Origin of the sequence: Frigoribacterium sp. Leaf44 (assembly GCF_001421865.1) — a bacterium.
Taxonomy (GTDB): domain Bacteria; phylum Actinomycetota; class Actinomycetes; order Actinomycetales; family Microbacteriaceae; genus Frigoribacterium.
The window spans coordinates 643,741-659,215 of the sequence record NZ_LMLG01000001.1; the positions used below are offsets into that span (position 1 = coordinate 643,741).

General features: G+C 70.1%; 19 protein-coding genes. 17 read left to right on the top strand and 2 right to left on the bottom strand.

The window, feature by feature from the left end; all coding sequences use genetic code 11:
- Positions 1–118: 118 nt before the first annotated feature.
- The 4 genes from rpsP to trmD are packed head-to-tail and all read left to right on the top strand — an operon-like array spanning position 119 to position 2,099.
- Positions 119–535: a 30S ribosomal protein S16 gene (rpsP, locus tag ASE87_RS02980; RefSeq protein ID WP_043596307.1), complete on the top strand. Its 417-nt coding sequence runs from the start codon at positions 119–121 to the stop codon at positions 533–535.
- 3 nt (positions 536–538) lie between these two features.
- A complete protein-coding gene (locus ASE87_RS02985; protein WP_043596309.1) occupies positions 539–775 on the top strand; it encodes an RNA-binding protein in 237 nt (78 codons plus the stop codon).
- A 4-nt stretch (positions 776–779) separates the two neighbouring features.
- Positions 780–1,403 (top strand): ribosome maturation factor RimM, encoded by a 624-nt coding sequence (gene rimM, locus ASE87_RS02990; protein WP_231567151.1) that lies wholly within the window; start codon positions 780–782, stop codon positions 1,401–1,403.
- 3 nt (positions 1,404–1,406) lie between these two features.
- Complete coding sequence (gene trmD, locus ASE87_RS02995; RefSeq protein ID WP_043596311.1) at positions 1,407–2,099, top strand: tRNA (guanosine(37)-N1)-methyltransferase TrmD; 693 nt, start codon at positions 1,407–1,409, stop codon at positions 2,097–2,099.
- Positions 2,100–2,153: 54 nt separating this feature from the next.
- On the opposite strand, the gene map is transcribed toward trmD, so the two are convergent.
- Positions 2,154–2,924, bottom strand: coding sequence for a type I methionyl aminopeptidase (gene map, locus ASE87_RS03000; RefSeq protein WP_056225802.1), 771 nt, complete (start codon positions 2,922–2,924; stop codon positions 2,154–2,156).
- A gap of 38 nt (positions 2,925–2,962) precedes the next feature.
- Here map and ASE87_RS03005 point away from each other — a divergent pair, with 38 nt between their 5' ends.
- The 9 genes from ASE87_RS03005 to ASE87_RS03045 all read left to right on the top strand — a co-directional run bounded on the left by ASE87_RS03005 (position 2,963) and on the right by ASE87_RS03045 (position 10,157).
- Positions 2,963–3,532, top strand: coding sequence for a hypothetical protein (locus ASE87_RS03005; RefSeq protein ID WP_056225805.1), 570 nt, complete (start codon positions 2,963–2,965; stop codon positions 3,530–3,532).
- 160 nt (positions 3,533–3,692) lie between these two features.
- Positions 3,693–4,040, top strand: a complete 348-nt coding sequence (gene rplS / locus ASE87_RS03010; protein WP_043596315.1) for a 50S ribosomal protein L19 — start codon at positions 3,693–3,695, stop codon at positions 4,038–4,040.
- 67 nt (positions 4,041–4,107) lie between these two features.
- On the top strand, positions 4,108–4,857 hold the full coding sequence (lepB, locus tag ASE87_RS03015; RefSeq protein WP_043596317.1) for a signal peptidase I: 750 nt from the start codon (positions 4,108–4,110) through the stop codon (positions 4,855–4,857).
- Complete coding sequence (locus ASE87_RS03020) at positions 4,854–5,492, top strand: ribonuclease HII (RefSeq protein WP_043596318.1); 639 nt, start codon at positions 4,854–4,856, stop codon at positions 5,490–5,492. Before lepB ends, ASE87_RS03020 begins: the two co-directional genes overlap by 4 nt.
- 74 nt (positions 5,493–5,566) lie before the next feature.
- The gene (locus tag ASE87_RS03025; protein ID WP_056225809.1) at positions 5,567–5,890 is read left to right on the top strand and encodes a DUF2469 domain-containing protein; all 324 of its coding nucleotides are present in this window, start codon (positions 5,567–5,569) and stop codon (positions 5,888–5,890) included.
- Positions 5,891–6,041: 151 nt separating this feature from the next.
- The gene (locus tag ASE87_RS03030) at positions 6,042–6,407 is read left to right on the top strand and encodes a YraN family protein (RefSeq protein ID WP_043596322.1); all 366 of its coding nucleotides are present in this window, start codon (positions 6,042–6,044) and stop codon (positions 6,405–6,407) included.
- Positions 6,404–7,933 carry a YifB family Mg chelatase-like AAA ATPase gene (locus ASE87_RS03035; RefSeq protein WP_056225811.1) on the top strand — a complete coding sequence of 510 codons (1,530 nt, stop codon included), beginning with the start codon at positions 6,404–6,406 and terminating at the stop codon, positions 7,931–7,933. Before ASE87_RS03030 ends, ASE87_RS03035 begins: the two co-directional genes overlap by 4 nt.
- Positions 7,930–9,192, top strand: coding sequence for a DNA-processing protein DprA (dprA, locus tag ASE87_RS03040; RefSeq protein ID WP_082452255.1), 1,263 nt, complete (start codon positions 7,930–7,932; stop codon positions 9,190–9,192). Before ASE87_RS03035 ends, dprA begins: the two co-directional genes overlap by 4 nt.
- A 50-nt stretch (positions 9,193–9,242) precedes the next feature.
- Positions 9,243–10,157, top strand: a complete 915-nt coding sequence (locus ASE87_RS03045) for a tyrosine recombinase XerC (protein WP_200925435.1) — start codon at positions 9,243–9,245, stop codon at positions 10,155–10,157.
- 77 nt (positions 10,158–10,234) lie between these two features.
- Here the strand turns inward: ASE87_RS03045 and ASE87_RS03050 are convergent, their stop codons facing one another.
- On the bottom strand, positions 10,235–10,645 hold the full coding sequence (locus ASE87_RS03050; RefSeq protein WP_235472172.1) for a murein hydrolase activator EnvC: 411 nt from the start codon (positions 10,643–10,645) through the stop codon (positions 10,235–10,237).
- A gap of 268 nt (positions 10,646–10,913) precedes the next feature.
- Between ASE87_RS03050 and ASE87_RS03055 the strand changes: the two genes are divergently transcribed.
- The 4 genes from ASE87_RS03055 (at position 10,914) to pyrH (ending at position 15,450) form a co-directional block, all read left to right on the top strand.
- On the top strand, positions 10,914–12,362 hold the full coding sequence (locus ASE87_RS03055) for a sugar porter family MFS transporter (RefSeq protein ID WP_043596328.1): 1,449 nt from the start codon (positions 10,914–10,916) through the stop codon (positions 12,360–12,362).
- 399 nt (positions 12,363–12,761) lie between these two features.
- Positions 12,762–13,709: a 30S ribosomal protein S2 gene (gene rpsB / locus ASE87_RS03060; protein ID WP_043596330.1), complete on the top strand. Its 948-nt coding sequence runs from the start codon at positions 12,762–12,764 to the stop codon at positions 13,707–13,709.
- Between the two features lie 42 nt (positions 13,710–13,751).
- Positions 13,752–14,579 (top strand): translation elongation factor Ts, encoded by an 828-nt coding sequence (gene tsf, locus ASE87_RS03065; RefSeq protein ID WP_043596332.1) that lies wholly within the window; start codon positions 13,752–13,754, stop codon positions 14,577–14,579.
- 151 nt (positions 14,580–14,730) lie between these two features.
- Positions 14,731–15,450 carry a UMP kinase gene (gene pyrH / locus ASE87_RS03070; protein WP_043596333.1) on the top strand — a complete coding sequence of 240 codons (720 nt, stop codon included), beginning with the start codon at positions 14,731–14,733 and terminating at the stop codon, positions 15,448–15,450.
- Positions 15,451–15,475 lie beyond the last annotated feature (25 nt).

Below are 15,475 nucleotides of genomic sequence, written 5' to 3' on the forward strand. Positions count from 1 at the left end.
CTTCTGTCGTCCGACCCTCTAATCAGGCGACGTTCGACTCCCATCAGAGCTTTCGAGCCGAGTGTGCCCCCACGCTCACGGCTGGCTACTCGCCCACATCACATCACACAGGAGAATTGTGGCTGTCAAGATCCGTCTCAAGCGCATGGGCAAGATCCGCGCCCCCTACTACCGCATCGTCGTCGCCGACTCGCGCACCAAGCGTGACGGTCGCGTCATCGAAGAGATCGGCAAGTACCACCCCACCGAAGAGCCTTCGTTCATCGAGGTCGAGTCCGAGCGTGCGCAGTACTGGCTCTCCGTCGGCGCCCAGCCGACCGAACAGGTCGCCGCGCTGCTGAAGCTGACGGGTGACTGGGGCAAGTTCAAGGGCGACGCCGACGCCGTCAGCACCGTCAAGACCAAGGCCCCGAAAGAGGCCTTCGTCGCCGACGAGAAGAAGAAGCCGGTCCTCGTGCCCAAGACCGAGAAGCCCGCCGTCAAGGCCGAGGCTCCCGCCGAGTCCAGCGACGACGCCGAGACCACCGAGGCGTAGTCGGTGCTCGCACCTGCACTCGAACACCTCGTCCGGGGGATCGTCGATCACCCGGACGAGGTGCAGGTCGTGGAGAAGAACTCCCCGCGAGGCGACGTCCTCGAGGTGCACGTCCACGCGGACGACCTCGGTCGCGTGATCGGCCGCGCCGGTCGCACCGCCAAGGCCCTCCGCACCCTGATCACGGCACTGGCCGACGGCAAGCGTGTCCGGGTCGACGTCGTCGACGGCGATCTCTAGAGCCGTGCCGTCCGACCGCAAGACCGAACTCCGGGTGGGGCGCCTCACCAAGGCCCACGGCCTCAAGGGCGCCCTCAAGCTCGAACTCTTCACCGACACCCCCGAGCAGCGCTTCGTGCCGGGTGCCGTGTTCCGCCTGCAGGTGCCCGCCGACAGCGCCTGGCACGACAAGACCCTCACCCTCACCGAGTTGCGCTGGTACAACAGCCACCCGGTGGGCTTCTTCGAGGGCGTCGACGACCGCACTGCCGCCGAGTCCCTCGTCAAGGCGATCCTCTGGGTCGACCAAGACACCGACGAGCTGCCGCACGAGGACGACGCCTGGTACGACCACCAGCTGGTCGGCCTCCGCGTCGAACGTGACGGTGTCGTCGTCGGCACCGTGGCCCGGGTCGATCACCTGCCGGCCCAAGACCTCCTCGCGGTCGACACCGCGTCGGGCGAGGTTCTCGTCCCGTTCGTCTCGGCCCTCGTGCCGAAGGTCGACGTCGAGGCCGGCGTGGTCGTCGTGACCCCGCCGCAAGGGCTGTTCGAAGAGCTGGCCGACGACACGGACGACGAGCCGGCGTTCGACGGCGTCGACGAGCCGGCCTCCGAGGGCGAGTCCGCTCCCGACGACGAGCGCTGACGCGTGCGCATCGACATCGTGTCGATCTTCCCCGAGTTCTTCGGGGTGCTCGACATCTCGTTGCTGGGCAAGGCCCGGCAGCAGAAGCTGCTCGACGTCGCCGTGCACGACCTGCGTGACTTCACGCACGACCGGCACCGCACCGTCGACGACACGCCCTACGGTGGCGGGGCCGGCATGGTCATGCGTCCCGAGCCCTGGGGCGAGGCGCTCGACCACGTCTTCGGCAACACGTCCACGCCCGACGACACGATCATGATCGTCCCGTCGCCGGCGGGCACGCCGTTCACCCAGGCCATGGCGCGTGAGCTCGCGTTCGCGCCGCATCTGGTCTTCACCTGCGGCCGGTACGAGGGCATCGACCAGCGCGTCGTCGAGCACGCCGCCACCCGGGCGACGGTGCGTGAGATCAGCCTGGGCGACTACGTGCTGAACGGCGGAGAGGTCGCGGTCACGGCGATGATCGAGGCCATCGGGCGTCTCGTCCCGGGTGTCGTGGGCAACCCCGAGAGCCTCACCGAAGAGAGCCACGAAGACGGCCTGCTCGAGTACCCCAGCTACACCAAGCCGGCGTCCTGGCGTGGTCTCGACGTCCCTCCCGTGCTGCTCAGCGGCAACCACGCGGCCATCGCGACCTGGCGTCGTGAGCAGCAGCTCGAACGCACCCGTCGGGTGCGGCCCGACCTGCTCGACTGACGGGGTCCGCGGGTCGAGGTGCGGGCCAGGGGCCGCGGCCCCGGCTCGTCCAGGTCAGCCGCGTGCGGTGAGCACGAGCGGTCCGTCCTCGGTGACGGCCACGGTGTGCTCGACGTGCGCCGCCCTCGAACCGTCGACGCTGCGCAGCGTCCAGCCGTCGGCGTCGGTGACGATCTCGTCGGTTCCGCGCATCAGCCAGGGTTCGATCGCGACGACGAGCCCGGGCCGCACCGGCCAGCCCCGGCCCGCGCGTCCGTCGTTCGGGACGTGGGGATCGCCGTGCATCGTCCGTCCGACCCCGTGGCCGCCGAACTGCAGGTTGACGCCGTAGCCCGCGCTGCGGGCGACCCGGCCGATGGCCGCCGAGACGTCGCCCAGCTTGGCGCCCGGCCTCAGGGCGGCGATGCCGGCGTCCAGAGCGACCTCGCACGTCTCGATCAGGCGGAGGTCCTCGGGCGACGCCTGCTCGCCGACGACGAACGACACGGCCGAGTCGGCGACCCAGCCGTCCACCGAGGCGGCGAAGTCGAGGCTGAGCAGATCGCCGTCGCGCAGCCGGTGGCGGTGCGGCAGGCCGTGCAGGGCCGCGTCGTTGACCGACGTGCAGATCACCTTGCCGAACGGACTCGCACCGAACGACGGGTGGTAGTCGACGTAGCAGCTCTCGGCGCCCGCCTCGCGGATCATGCCGTGCGCGAGCTCGTCGATCTCGAGCAGGTCGATCCCCGGTCGTGCAGCAGCTCTGGTCGCCTCGAGCACGCGGGCGACGAAGGCTCCGGCGGGCCGCATGCGCTCGATCTCGTCGGGCGTGCGCAGTTCGATCATGCAGCCATTCTTCACGATCGTTTCGTAGCCTCGACCGCATGACGATGCGCCGGGTCTTCTACCGCCTCCTCTGGGTGGCCGTGTTCGTGCTTCCGCTCTGGGTGCTGCTGGGCCGGGCGTTCTTCGGCGTCCCGTTGGGGCTCCAGTTCGTGGGCCAGCTGCTGCTCGTGCCCCTGCTCTTCGTGGGGCAGGCGGTGGCCACCGGTGTGGTGGTGGGTCGCCGCAGCGTCCGACAGGCGAAGGCCGTGTCGTGGGCCGACGTCGGTCTGCTCACGCTGTCGTGGCTCGGGCAGATCGGTCTCGGGTTCTTCATCGTCGACAGTTCCGCCGAGTCGGCGTCCGCGTCGGCCTTCACGCAGGTCGCCGGCGGGGCCTCGTCCCTCGACCTCTCGACCGCCCTGTTCGCGCTCTGTGCCGTCGTGGCGATCGCGGCGGGCGTCGGCCTGTTCGCCTCGGCCCTGTGGCAGTTCGTCACGGAGGCGCGGGCCCGCATGGCCACGTCGCTCGCCGATCTCGAGAGGGTCGCGTCGGGCACCGGGGCCGCCGCGGGGCGTCGGCCCGGCTACGGCGACGACGGCCCGGTCATCACCATCACGCCGCGCGGCTGACACGGGCGCCCGCGCTGTGGCACAATAGGCGCTTGTGCCTGCGCACGACTCTGCCACAGGGGAGTCTGCCGATCCAGAGCACACCTTCTTCATCATGACGGGCGCGTGACGTGCCCCAGACACGCAGTCGACCTGTGGCGGTTGCAGAGAGCGAACGACAATGCACATCCTCGACGCGGTTGACTCCGCCAACCTCCGCTCGGACGTCCCCGACTTCCGCGCCGGCGACACCGTCAAGGTGCACGTCAACATCATCGAAGGCACGCGCTCGCGCGTCCAGGTCTTCCAGGGTGTCGTCATCGGCAAGCAGAACGAGGGCATCCGCGAGACCTTCACGGTCCGCAAGGTGAGCTTCCAGGTCGGCGTCGAGCGCACCTTCCCGGTGCACTCCCCGGTCATCGACCACATCGAGGTCGTCAGCCGTGGTGCCGTCCGTCGCGCCAAGCTCTACTACCTGCGCGAGCTGCGCGGCAAGAAGGCCAAGATCAAGGAGAAGCGCGACAACTAGTCACGCGTCCCCGCGACATCCACCGAGCTCCCCGCCATCTAAGATGGCGGGGAGCTCGGGTGGTTAAATGACGAATGACACAGTGAGGCGCGCCCTGCGTCCTCGACGCGACGACGGCGGGAAGCGCGGCATCGGCACGTTCGTGCGCGACGTCCTCGTCATCTTCCTGGCGGCGCTCCTCATCTCGTTCCTGATCAAGACGTTCTTGATCCGGTCGTTCTACATTCCTTCCGGGTCGATGGAACAGACGCTCCAGATCAACGACCGCATCATCGTCAACGAGCTCGTGCCCGACCTCGTCGACGTCAAGCGTGGCGACGTGGTGGTGTTCACCGACCCGGGTGGGTGGCTCGACGGCACGGCGCCGATCAGCACGACCACGGGCAACCCGGTGTCCGACGGCATCTCGTGGTTCCTGACGCTGGTCGGGCTCGGTGCACAAGACAGCAACGACCACCTGATCAAGCGGGTCATCGGCCTGCCGGGTGACACGGTCGAGTGCTGCAACGACTTCGGCCAGATGTCGGTCAACGGCGTCCCCCTCGACGAGCCCTACGTCAACCTGCCTCCGGGCGAGACCCGCGTCTCGGCCGACGACTTCTCGGTCACGGTCCCCGCCGACTCCCTGTGGGTCATGGGCGACAACCGCTACAACTCGAAGGACAGCCGCTACAACGGCGCCACCCCGAGCAAGGGGTTCGTCCCGATGAGCGACGTCGTCGGGCGCGCCTTCGTCATCAGCTGGCCCACCGACCGCTGGACGTGGCTCGGCGACTACCCCGACGTCTTCCGCGGCACCGAACGAGAAGGCGAATGAGCCCCGTCGTCGACCCCACGCTCGAATTCGAGCGCGAGCTGCACGCCACCGGAGCGACCTGGGTGATCGGCTGTGACGAGGTGGGTCGGGGTGCCATCGCCGGGCCGGTCGCCGTCGGGCTCGGAGCGGTCCACGTCGAGTGCCTCGACGTCCCCGCGGGTCTGCGCGACTCGAAGCTCTTGTCCGAGAAGCGACGCGAGGCCCTCTACCCGCTGGCGACGTCGTGGGTGTCCCATCACGCGGTGGGCTTCGCCGAGGCGCACGAGGTCGATCGGCTGGGCATCGTCGTCGCCCTCGGCCTGGCCGGCAAGCGCGCCCTGACCGCGCTGCACCACGCCGGCGTCGGCATCATGCAGTCCGTCGTGGTGCTCGACGGCAACCACGACTACCTGTCGCCCCAGCTCGCCACCCCTCCCCGCATCACGACCCGGGTCAAGGCCGACCGCGACTGTGCGTCGGTGGCGGCGGCGTCGGTCATCGCCAAGGTCGAGCGCGACCGGCTGATGATCGAGGCCGACGGCGCCCACCCGGGCTACGGCTGGGCCGGCAACAAGGGATACGGCTCGTCGGCGCACTACGGTGCACTGTCCGAGTTGGGGCCGTCGCCACTCCACCGTCTCACCTGGTTGCACTGACTCCCGGGGCAGAGGTCCGAACCGGCAGGCCTTCGGCGTCCGCCGCCCCGAGGGCCGCGTAGGATGATCCTCCGATGGACGAGGACGATTTCGAAGACTACGACCGCGAGGTCGAGCTCGCGCTGTACCGCGAGTACCGCGACGTGGTGTCGCAGTTCCGCTTTGTGGTCGAGACCGAGCGGCGCTTCTACCTGGCCAACGAGGTCGACCTCGTCCGGCGCGACACCGAGCACGACTTCTACTTCGAACTCTCGATGACGGACGTCTGGGTGTGGGACGTCTACCGTTCCGACCGTTTCGTCAAGTCGGTCCGGGTGCTCACCTTCAAGGACGTGAACGTCGAAGAGCTCACGACCCGCGATCTCGAGCTGCCGAAAGAACTCGCGCTCGACGAGTAGTCCCGGCCGCGACGTGACCCGTTGCCGCGGGATGCGACCCGTCTGATACGGCTCGTCCCCAGCCGTCACCGGATCGGTGGCGTCCCCAGACGATGTCCCGCCCGCCCCCCGAGGGACAGGCCTCCGCCAGCCTGCTGGCAGGAGGTCAGACATGGCGAAGAAGGACGAATTGGGTCGGCGCGGCGAAGACGTCGCGGCCGAGTACGTCGAGGCGCAGGGCATGCGGGTCGTCGAGCGCAACTGGCGGTGTCGCGAGGGCGAGATCGACCTGGTCGCCCTGGACGGAGACGTGCTGGTCGTCGTCGAGGTCAAGACGCGGTCGGGCACCGGCTACGGCCACGCCCTCGAGGCCGTGACGCCGGCCAAGTTGGCGCGTCTGCGACGGCTGGCGGGCGCCTGGTGCCAGGCGCATCCCTCCACGACGCCCCGGGGGTTGCGCATCGACGTCGTGGGCATCACGGTCGAGCGGTGCGCGGGGCACGAGCGCATCGACCACGTCCGCGGGGCCGGAGCATGAGCGTGGCGCGGACGAGGGCGGTCGCCCTGCTGGGGGTCGACGGTGCCCTGGTCGAGATCGAGGCCGACATGGGTGCCGGGCTGCCGGCGTTCGTGATCATCGGTCTGCCCGACACGTCGCTGGGCGAGGCCCGCGACCGGGTCCGGTCCGCCGCGACGAACTCCGGGTGCGCCTTGCCGGCGCGCAAGCTGACCGTCAACCTGTCACCGGCCTCGCTGCCCAAGCAGGGGTCGTCCTTCGACCTCGGCATCGCCATCGCGGCCTTGGCCGCAGCCGAAGTCGTTCCCGCCGAGTCCGTCGAGCGCGTCGTCCACCTGGGCGAGCTCGGTCTCGACGGCCGACTCCGCCCCGTCGACGGCGTCCTGCCCGCCGTGCTGGGTGCGCGTCGGGCGGGGGCCACCACCGTCATGGTGCCGACCGACAACGCCGACGAGGCGGCCCTCGTGCCCGGCATCCGCGTGGTGCCCGTGCCGAGCCTCCGCGAGGCCGCCATCTGGCACGGCGCAGGTCTCGAACCCGAACCGGTCGAGGCCATCACGAGATCGCGCTCCGAACCGACGGTGCCGGCCGAACTCGACCTCGCGGACGTCATCGGCAACGTCGACGCCGTCGAGGCGCTCGTCGTCGCCGCGGCCGGCGGTCACCACCTCCTCATGGTGGGCCCTCCCGGTGCGGGCAAGAGCATGCTGGCGGCCCGCCTGCCGGGACTGCTGCCCGACCTCGACGGCGACTCGGCCCTCGAGGTCGCGTCGATCCGCTCCTTGGCCGGGGTCGCCGTCACGGGCGATCTCGACCGGCGTCCACCGTTCGAGGCGCCTCACCACACGTGCAGCGCGGCGGCCTTGGTCGGCGGCGGCAGCGGGGTCATCCGGCCCGGTGCCGCGTCGAGGGCGACCCGCGGCGTGTTGTTCCTCGACGAGGCGCCCGAGTTCCAGCAGACGGTCCTCGACTGCCTTCGCCAGCCTCTCGAATCGGGTGAGACCGTCGTCCACCGGTCGAGGTCGGTGGCTCGCTTCCCGGCGCGGTTCCAGCTGGTCGCCGCGGCCAACCCTTGCCCCTGCGGGCAGTACGGTTCCCGCGACTCCGACTGCAGCTGTTCCCCGCATCAGCGGCGTCGGTACCTCGGCAAGCTCTCCGGGCCGCTCGTGGACCGCATCGACCTGCAGTTGCGGGTGGCCCGCATCAGTTCGTCCCAGTTCCGAGCCTCGGCCGACGTCGTCCCGACGACGACGCGCCAGGCTCGCGACCGCGTCGACCGGGCCCGTGACCGTGCCGCCCGTCGGTTCGACGGCACCCCCTGGCGGTTGTCCGGCGAGGTCCCCGGTACCTGGCTGCGCGACCCGGCGAACCGCCTGGCCGTGGCGGACTCGCAGCCCGTCGACCGGGCTCTCGAGACCGGTGCCCTGACGATGAGGGGCTACGACCGCGTGCTGCGCGTCGCCTGGACCCTCGCCGACCTCGACGGCGACCCTGCCCCCGTCCGCCGTCACGTCGTGCGGGCCCTGAGCATGCGGCAGTCGCTGTGAGCGACCTGCTCAGGGCGACCTCCACCGAGCTGGCCGATCTCGTGCGGCCCGTCCTGCCGGACGTCGACGATCTCAGCGAGGCGCAGACCGTCCGGGCCTTCGCCCTGGGCGCCTGGACGGGCGTGGTCGAACCGGGGGACGCGGTGGGCGGGGTCGTCCGGGCGTTGCTCGGGCCGACCGTCGGTCTCCGCGTCGTGCTCGAGGCTGCGGTCGGTCGGGACGAACCCCGCCCGGGTCTCCTGTCCGGGGCGCTGGTCGAGGCCGGGGCGACCCTCGACGACGTCGAGCGGCTCGACCTCGTGCGGGCGTTGAAGAGGTGGCGGCCACGACTCGAGACCGGGGTGATCCTCCGGTCGTTCCACACGGCGACCGTCGTGGGATCGAGGCTGCTCGTGCCGGGTACGCCGTTCTGGCCCACGGTCCTCGACGAGCTCGGAGACCATGCCCCCGTGGCCCTCTGGGCGCGAGGTCCGGCGTGCGTCCCGGTACCGGCGTCGAGCATCGCCATCGTCGGTTCGAGAGCGGCGACGGCCTACGGCGAGCAGGTGTCGGCCGAGCTCGCCGACGGCGTGGCCGACCGTGGCCTCGCGGTCGTCTCGGGGGCCGCCTACGGCATCGACGGTGCGGCCCACCGTTCGGCCTTGGCCGCGTCGGCGACGACGATGGCGGTCATGGCCGGGGGAGTCGACCACCTCTACCCGGCCGGGCACGACGGCCTCCTGCGACGCATCCTCGAGACGGGCCTGATGATCTCCGAGGCCCCCTGCGGGGGCAAACCGTCACGGTGGCGTTTCCTGCAACGCAACAGGCTCATCGCGGCCCTGACAGCCGCGACCGTCGTCGTCGAGGCCGGCGGACGCTCGGGGTCGCTGAACACGGCCGCCCACGCCCAGTCGCTCGGTCGTCCGGTCGGGGCCGTGCCCGGTCCGGTGACCTCGCCGTCGTCCGTGGGCTGCCACGCCCTGATCCGATCCGGTCTGGCCGAGTGCGTGACGAGTGCCGACGAGGTCCTCGCACTCGCCGGGGTGTCGACCGACCTCGTCGTGGCGTCGTACCAGGGGCGGCGGCTCGACCCCGAGACGATGCGGGTGCTGGACGCCCTCAGCACGACGGCGACCCGCGAGACCGACGAACTGGCCGTCGCGAGCGGTCTGTCGCTCGAGACGGTCCGCGACGTGCTGGCCGAACTCGACCTCTCGGGCGCGGCCCGACGGCACGGGTCGGGGTGGCGACGGGTGCGGGGGCGTCGCGATGGTTAGCCTGTCGGCATGCGAGGGCCGGGGTCGAGACGCGAGGGGCGGACCCTGCCGTGACGCGCCTCCTGGGCGAGGTCGAACGGTTCGCGGACCACCTGCACGACGGTCGGGGGCTCAGCGACCACACGGTGCGGTCGTACGGTGCCGACCTCGACTCGCTCGTCGTCTTCGCCGAGAAGCGGCTCGGCCGCCCGGGCGAGGTCGGCGACCTCGACCTCGACCTGCTGCGCGACTGGCTCTGGCAGGGCACGCAGGCCGGGCTCGCCCGGGCCACCCTCGCCAGGCGGTCGGCGAGCGTCCGGGCCTTCACCCGATGGCTCGACGAGACCGACCGGACGCCGGTCGACGTCGGCGCGCGGCTTCGCGCGCCGAAGCCCGAGAGTCGTCTGCCCCGCGTCCTCACCCGTGAGCAGGTCGACGGCCTGCTGGCCTCCCTCGCCGTCCGTGCCGACACGGGCGACCCCGGTGCGCGTCGGGACCTCGCCGTCGTCGAGCTCCTCTACGGGGCGGGCCTGCGCGTGTCCGAGCTCGTCGGTGCCGACCTCGGCGACGTCGACCTCGAGAGACTGACCGTGCGGGTGACCGGCAAAGGGGCGAAACAACGCGTCGTGCCGTTCGGCGTCCCGGCGGCCGAGGCCCTGGGACGCTACCTCCAACGCGCGCGCCCGACGCTCGTCACCCCGGCCACGGACCCTGCGTTCTTCGTGGGGTCCACCGGAGGGCGGCTCGGTACGAGGGCCGTCTACCGCTTGGTCGCCGGGCTGCTCGCCGACCTCCCGGGCGGGGGGCCGGCGGGGCCGCACGCCCTGAGGCACACGGCGGCCACGCACCTGCTCGACGGGGGCGCCGACCTCCGGGCCGTCCAGGAGTTGCTCGGCCACGCGAGCCTCGGCACCACGCAGATCTACACGCACGTCTCGACCGACCGGTTGCGGGACAGCTACCGTTCGGCACACCCGCGCGCCTGACGGCGCAGAGGACACCGGCACGGCCCGAGGCGCCTGACGCACGCGCCCGAGCGACGCGTCCCGAGTGGCACCGGTGCTCAGCGGGGCCGTGTCGGCAGCAGCACCGACGGTTCCATCCCGCCCAAGAACAGCAGGGGCGAGACGTACTCGCCGTCGATGCGCGCCCCCACGTGCAAGCACGGCCGGTCCGAACAGTGCCCCGGCACGAGCACACCGACGGTCTGCCCCCGCGTGACGACGTCGCCCTTCGAGACATCGGCCACCACCGGCTCGAAGCTGCTCAGCACTCCACCCGAGTGGGCGATCGACAGCACAGGGCGGTCCACCACGACCCCGGCGAAGTGCACCACCCCGTCGTCCGGCGCGGTCACGACCGAGCCCTCGGTCGTCCCGACGTCGATGCCGCGGTGCCCCGGCGACCACGGGTTCGGCGGCCCGACGAAGGGCCGGACCACCGGGTGGGGCGAGGCGACGGGCCAGGCCCACACCGCGCCTCCTGCGTTCTCCGCCGGAGGTGATGCGAACGCCGGCGAGGACGTGGACGACCCGGCGACGAGGACCGCCAGGACCGTCGTCGAGGCCCCGACGAGGCGGCGGAGCGACCGCGGAGGACCAGAACGCATACCGGTACCTTGCCGGTTGCGCAACCTTTCTCGGCGAGGCGTAAGGTTCACCCGTGCACGAACACCCCGTGCACACCGTTTGTGGGGGAGTCGTGGCCACGAGCCCTGCTCCTCGAGCCGTGAAGGAGTACAGGTGTCGAACACCACTGCAACGACGAAGAGCTTGAACAGGCGGGTGACCGCGCTCGCCGTGGCGGCGGCCATCGGCGGGTTCCTGTTCGGCTTCGACTCGTCCGTCATCAACGGCGCCGTCCAGTCCATCACCGACGAGTTCGGCCTCACCGAGTTCGCCTCGGGCTTCGCGGTCGCCTCGGCCCTGATCGGTTGTGCCATCGGTGCCTACGTCGCCGGCCGTCTCGCCGACAAGATGGGCCGCATCAAGGTCATGCTGATCGGTGCCGGTCTGTTCCTGATCAGCTCGATCGGTGCCGCCGCGGCCTTCGCCGTCTGGGACCTCGTCCTCTGGCGCGTCATCGGCGGCCTCGGCATCGGCATCGCCTCGGTCATCGCCCCCGCCTACATCAGCGAGGTGTCGCCCAAGGCCATCCGTGGTCGTCTGGCGTCGTTCCAGCAGCTCGCCATCACCCTCGGCATCTTCGCCGCCCTGCTCTCGGACCAGCTCTTCGCGGTCACGGCCGGCGGTGCCTCCGAGCCGTCGCTCTTCGGCCTCGCGGCCTGGCGCTGGATGTTCCTGGTGGGCATCGTGCCGTCGGTCGTCTACGGAATCCTCGCCTGGCGTCTGCCCGAGTCGCCGCGGTACCTCGCCGGTGACGGGCGTGAGGCCGAGGCCAAGAAGGTCCTGCAGTCGATCGTCCCCGCCGAGACGGTCGAGACGAGCCTGAAAGAGATCACCGACTCGATCCGCACCGAGGCCGAACTCGAGAAGAAATCGTCCATCCGCGGCAGCCGCTTCGGCCTTCAGCCCATCGTCTGGGTCGGCATCATCCTCGCCGTGCTGCAGCAGTTCGTCGGCATCAACGTGATCTTCTACTACTCGACCACCCTCTGGCAGGCCGTCGGCTTCCAGGAAGAGGACTCGTTCCTCATCTCGACCATCACCGCCGTCGTCAACGTCGCGGTGACCTTCATCGCGATCGGGCTCGTCGACAAGGTCGGTCGCCGGCCGATGCTGCTGACCGGCTCGATCGGCATGTTCGTCAGCCTCGCCGTCACCGCCCTGGCGTTCAGCCAGGCCACCACCTCGGCGAGCGGCGACCCCTCGCTGCCCGGCGCCTGGGGCCCGGTGGCGCTCGTGGCCGCGAACCTCTTCGTCGTGTCGTTCGGTGCCACGTGGGGCCCGCTCATGTGGGTGCTGCTCGGCGAGATGTTCCCGAACAGCATCCGTGCCACGGCGCTCGGCGTGGGCAGCATGGCGAACTGGATCGCCAACTTCATCGTGACGGTGTCGTTCCCGACCCTCGCCGCCCTCAGCCTCACGCTGTCGTACGGCATCTTCGCGTTCTTCGCGCTCGTCTCGTTCTTCTTCGTCCTGGCGAAGATCCCCGAGACCAAGGGCCGCTCGCTCGAAGAGATGGGCATCTCGGCCGTCCAGGCCGACACGGGTCGGTCCACGAAGGCCTGAGCCCGGCAGAAGCACTCTCGGCAAGCGAACGTCCCGTCCAGATCCTGGGCGGGACGTTCGCTTTCCGAGACTGCTCTCGGTCACCGACGCGTCGTCCGAGCGCAGCGCACTCGGGTGTCGACCACCGCCTCTCCTCGCCCGAGGTGGTGCTAACATGAGCGATGCAGCCTGCTCAGCAGGCTGACTTCGCGTGCCCTGTGCGTCCTCGGACGCACCGACGTCGAGGCGACCTGGTCGCCTCGCGCCGCTCCCGGCCTCCACGTCCACTCGGTCCGAACGCGCCTCACGGTGTGCTCGGCGGACGTGTGCCCGGGCACCAGGCAGTGGCGACCGACCGGTCGCCCGACAACCGACAAGCAGGCGTACCCGCGGGTGCGCCCAGAAACAAGGAGAACGACCATGGCCGTCGTCACCATCCGCCAGCTGCTCGACAGCGGCGTCCACTTCGGACACCAGACCCGTCGCTGGAACCCGAAGGTGAAGCGCTTCATCCTCGCCGAGCGCTCGGGCATCCACATCATCGACCTGCAGCAGTCGCTCGGCTACATCGACAGCGCGTACGACTTCGTCAAAGAGACCGTCGCCCACGGTGGCACCATCCTCTTCGTCGGCACCAAGAAGCAGGCCCAGGGCTCCATCGCCGAGCAGGCCAACCGCGTCGGCCAGCCCTTCGTCAACCAGCGCTGGCTCGGTGGCCTCCTGACCAACTTCCAGACGGTCTCGAAGCGCCTCGCCCGCATGAAAGAGCTCGAGGACATCGACTTCGACGACACGACGCAGGGCTTCACCAAGAAAGAACTGCTGATCAAGAAGCGCGAGCTCGACAAGCTGCACAAGACGCTCGGCGGAATCCGCAACCTGACCAAGACGCCGTCCGCCCTCTGGGTCGTGGACACCAAGAAAGAGCACCTCGCGATCGACGAGGCCAAGAAGCTGGGCATCCCGGTCATCGGCATCCTCGACACGAACTGCGACCCCGACGAGATCAACTTCCCGATCCCGGGCAACGACGACGCGATCCGTTCCGTCGGCCTGCTGACGCGCATCGTCGCCGACGCCGCTGCCGAGGGCCTCGTGCAGCGTCACCAGAAGCCCGAGGACGCCGACCAGCCCGTCGAGCCCATGGCCGAATGGGAGGCCGAGCTGCTCGCGCAGGGCGAGGCCAAGGCCGCTGACGCTGCTGCCGAGGCACCTGCTGCCGAGGCGCCCGTCGCCGAGGCCCCCGTCGAGGAGAACGACGCCGACGCACAGGTCGCCGCGAAGCCCCTGGGCGAGCCGGTCGTCGAGCCCGTCGCCGAGGCGACCGAGGCCACGGCCGCCGAGCCGGCCGACGCCGACTCGAAGTAGTCCTCCTCCACCTCTCCGACTCCACGAAAGGAAGTCAGACACATGGCCAACTACACCATCGCTGACGTCAAGATCCTCCGTGACCGCCTCGGCGCGGGCATGGTCGACAGCAAGAACGCCCTCGAAGAAGCCGACGGCGACATCGAGAAGGCCGTCGAGATCCTCCGCGTCAAGGGGCTGAAGGGCGTCGCCAAGCGCGAGGGCCGTCAGACCACCGCCGGTCTCGTCGCCGCCAAGCCCGGTTCGGGCTACGCCACGTTGATCGAGCTCGCCAGCGAGACCGACTTCGTCGCGAAGAACGAGAAGTTCGTCGCCCTGGCCGACCAGGTCCTCGAGGCCGTGCACGCGGCCGGTGCCTCCAGCGCCGCCGAGGGCAACGCGGCCGCGATCGGCGGCCAGACCGTCGAGGCCTTCGTCAACGACGAGGCCGCCCTCATGGGCGAGAAGGTCGAACTGCGCACCGTCAACCGCATCGAGGGCGAGCAGTTCGCCATCTACCTGCACAAGACCTCGAAGGACCTGCCCCCGCAGGTCGGCGTGGTCGTCGGCTACACCGGTGACGACGCCGAGACCGCTCGCTCGATCGCTCAGCACATCGCCTTCGCCGCGCCGACGTACCTGTCGCGCGACGAGGTGCCGGCCGAGCAGGTCGACAAGGAGCGTGCCATCGTCGAGGAGACCGCGAAGAACGAGGGCAAGCCCGAAGCGGCCCTGCCCAAGATCATCGAGGGTCGACTCACCGGCTTCTTCAAGGAGATCGCCCTGCTCGACCAGGCCTACGCGAAGGACAACAAGTTGTCGGTCGCCAAGGTCGTCGACGAGGCCGGACTGTCGATCACGGGCTTCGCCCGCATCAAGGTCGGCGCCTAAGCAGCACCGTGACGGGGCCCGAGACGAACGTGTCTCGGGCCCCGTTCCCGTGCCCGGCCGAGGTGACGACGCCGGGCGCATCATCGGCGACGGACGGCGACCAGCCCGAACTCGCTAACCTGGCTACGGCCACGACGAGACGGAGACTCGCATGACATCGGAAACCACCGGACGACGACGCGTCCTGCTGAAGCTCTCGGGCGAGGCCTTCGGCGGCGGCCAGCTCGGCGTGAACCCCGACGTGGTCGGTGCCATCGCCCGTGAGATCGCCGACGCGGCGACCGACGTCGAGATCGCGATCGTTGTCGGCGGCGGCAACTTCTTCCGTGGCGCCGAGCTCAGTCAGCGCGGCATGGACCGAGGCCGAGCCGATTACATGGGCATGCTGGGCACGGTCATGAACGCCCTCGCCCTCCAGGACTTCCTCGAGCAGGCCGGTGCCGCCACGCGTGTGCAGTCCGCCATCGCGATGACCCAGGTCGCCGAGCCCTACATCCCTCGTCGTGCCGAGCGGCACCTCGAGAAGGGACGCGTCGTCATCTTCGGTGCCGGCGCCGGTCTGCCGTACTTCTCGACCGACACCGTCTCGGCCCAGCGGGCTCTCGAGATCGGGGCCTCCGAGGTCCTCGTCGCCAAGAACGGCGTCGACGGCGTCTACTCGGCGGACCCCCGCCACGACCCGTCGGCGGTCAAGCTCGACCGGCTCACGTACCAAGAGGCACTGATGCAGGGGCTCAAGGTCGTGGACTCGACCGCCTTCAGCCTCTGCATGGACAACGGCATGCCCATGCACGTGTTCGGCATGGAAGGCGAGGGCAACATCGCCCGCGCCATCCGTGGCGAACGCATCGGAACCATCGTCAGCAACTAGACGACTAAACTCGACCGCGAACCGA

Excerpts from the sequence above, each read along its gene's own strand:
- map (WP_056225802.1), bottom strand. The coding sequence starts at position 2,924 with ATGATCGAACTGCGCACGCCCGACGAGATCGAGCGCATGCGGCCCGCC.
- ASE87_RS03005 (WP_056225805.1), top strand. The coding sequence starts at position 2,963 with ATGACGATGCGCCGGGTCTTCTACCGCCTCCTCTGGGTGGCCGTGTTC.
- rplS (WP_043596315.1), top strand. The coding sequence starts at position 3,693 with ATGCACATCCTCGACGCGGTTGACTCCGCCAACCTCCGCTCGGACGTC.
- lepB (WP_043596317.1), top strand. The coding sequence starts at position 4,108 with ATGACGAATGACACAGTGAGGCGCGCCCTGCGTCCTCGACGCGACGAC.
- ASE87_RS03020 (WP_043596318.1), top strand. The coding sequence starts at position 4,854 with ATGAGCCCCGTCGTCGACCCCACGCTCGAATTCGAGCGCGAGCTGCAC.
- ASE87_RS03025 (WP_056225809.1), top strand. The coding sequence starts at position 5,567 with ATGGACGAGGACGATTTCGAAGACTACGACCGCGAGGTCGAGCTCGCG.
- ASE87_RS03030 (WP_043596322.1), top strand. The coding sequence starts at position 6,042 with ATGGCGAAGAAGGACGAATTGGGTCGGCGCGGCGAAGACGTCGCGGCC.
- ASE87_RS03035 (WP_056225811.1), top strand. The coding sequence starts at position 6,404 with ATGAGCGTGGCGCGGACGAGGGCGGTCGCCCTGCTGGGGGTCGACGGT.
- rpsB (WP_043596330.1), top strand. The coding sequence starts at position 12,762 with ATGGCCGTCGTCACCATCCGCCAGCTGCTCGACAGCGGCGTCCACTTC.
- tsf (WP_043596332.1), top strand. The coding sequence starts at position 13,752 with ATGGCCAACTACACCATCGCTGACGTCAAGATCCTCCGTGACCGCCTC.
- pyrH (WP_043596333.1), top strand. The coding sequence starts at position 14,731 with ATGACATCGGAAACCACCGGACGACGACGCGTCCTGCTGAAGCTCTCG.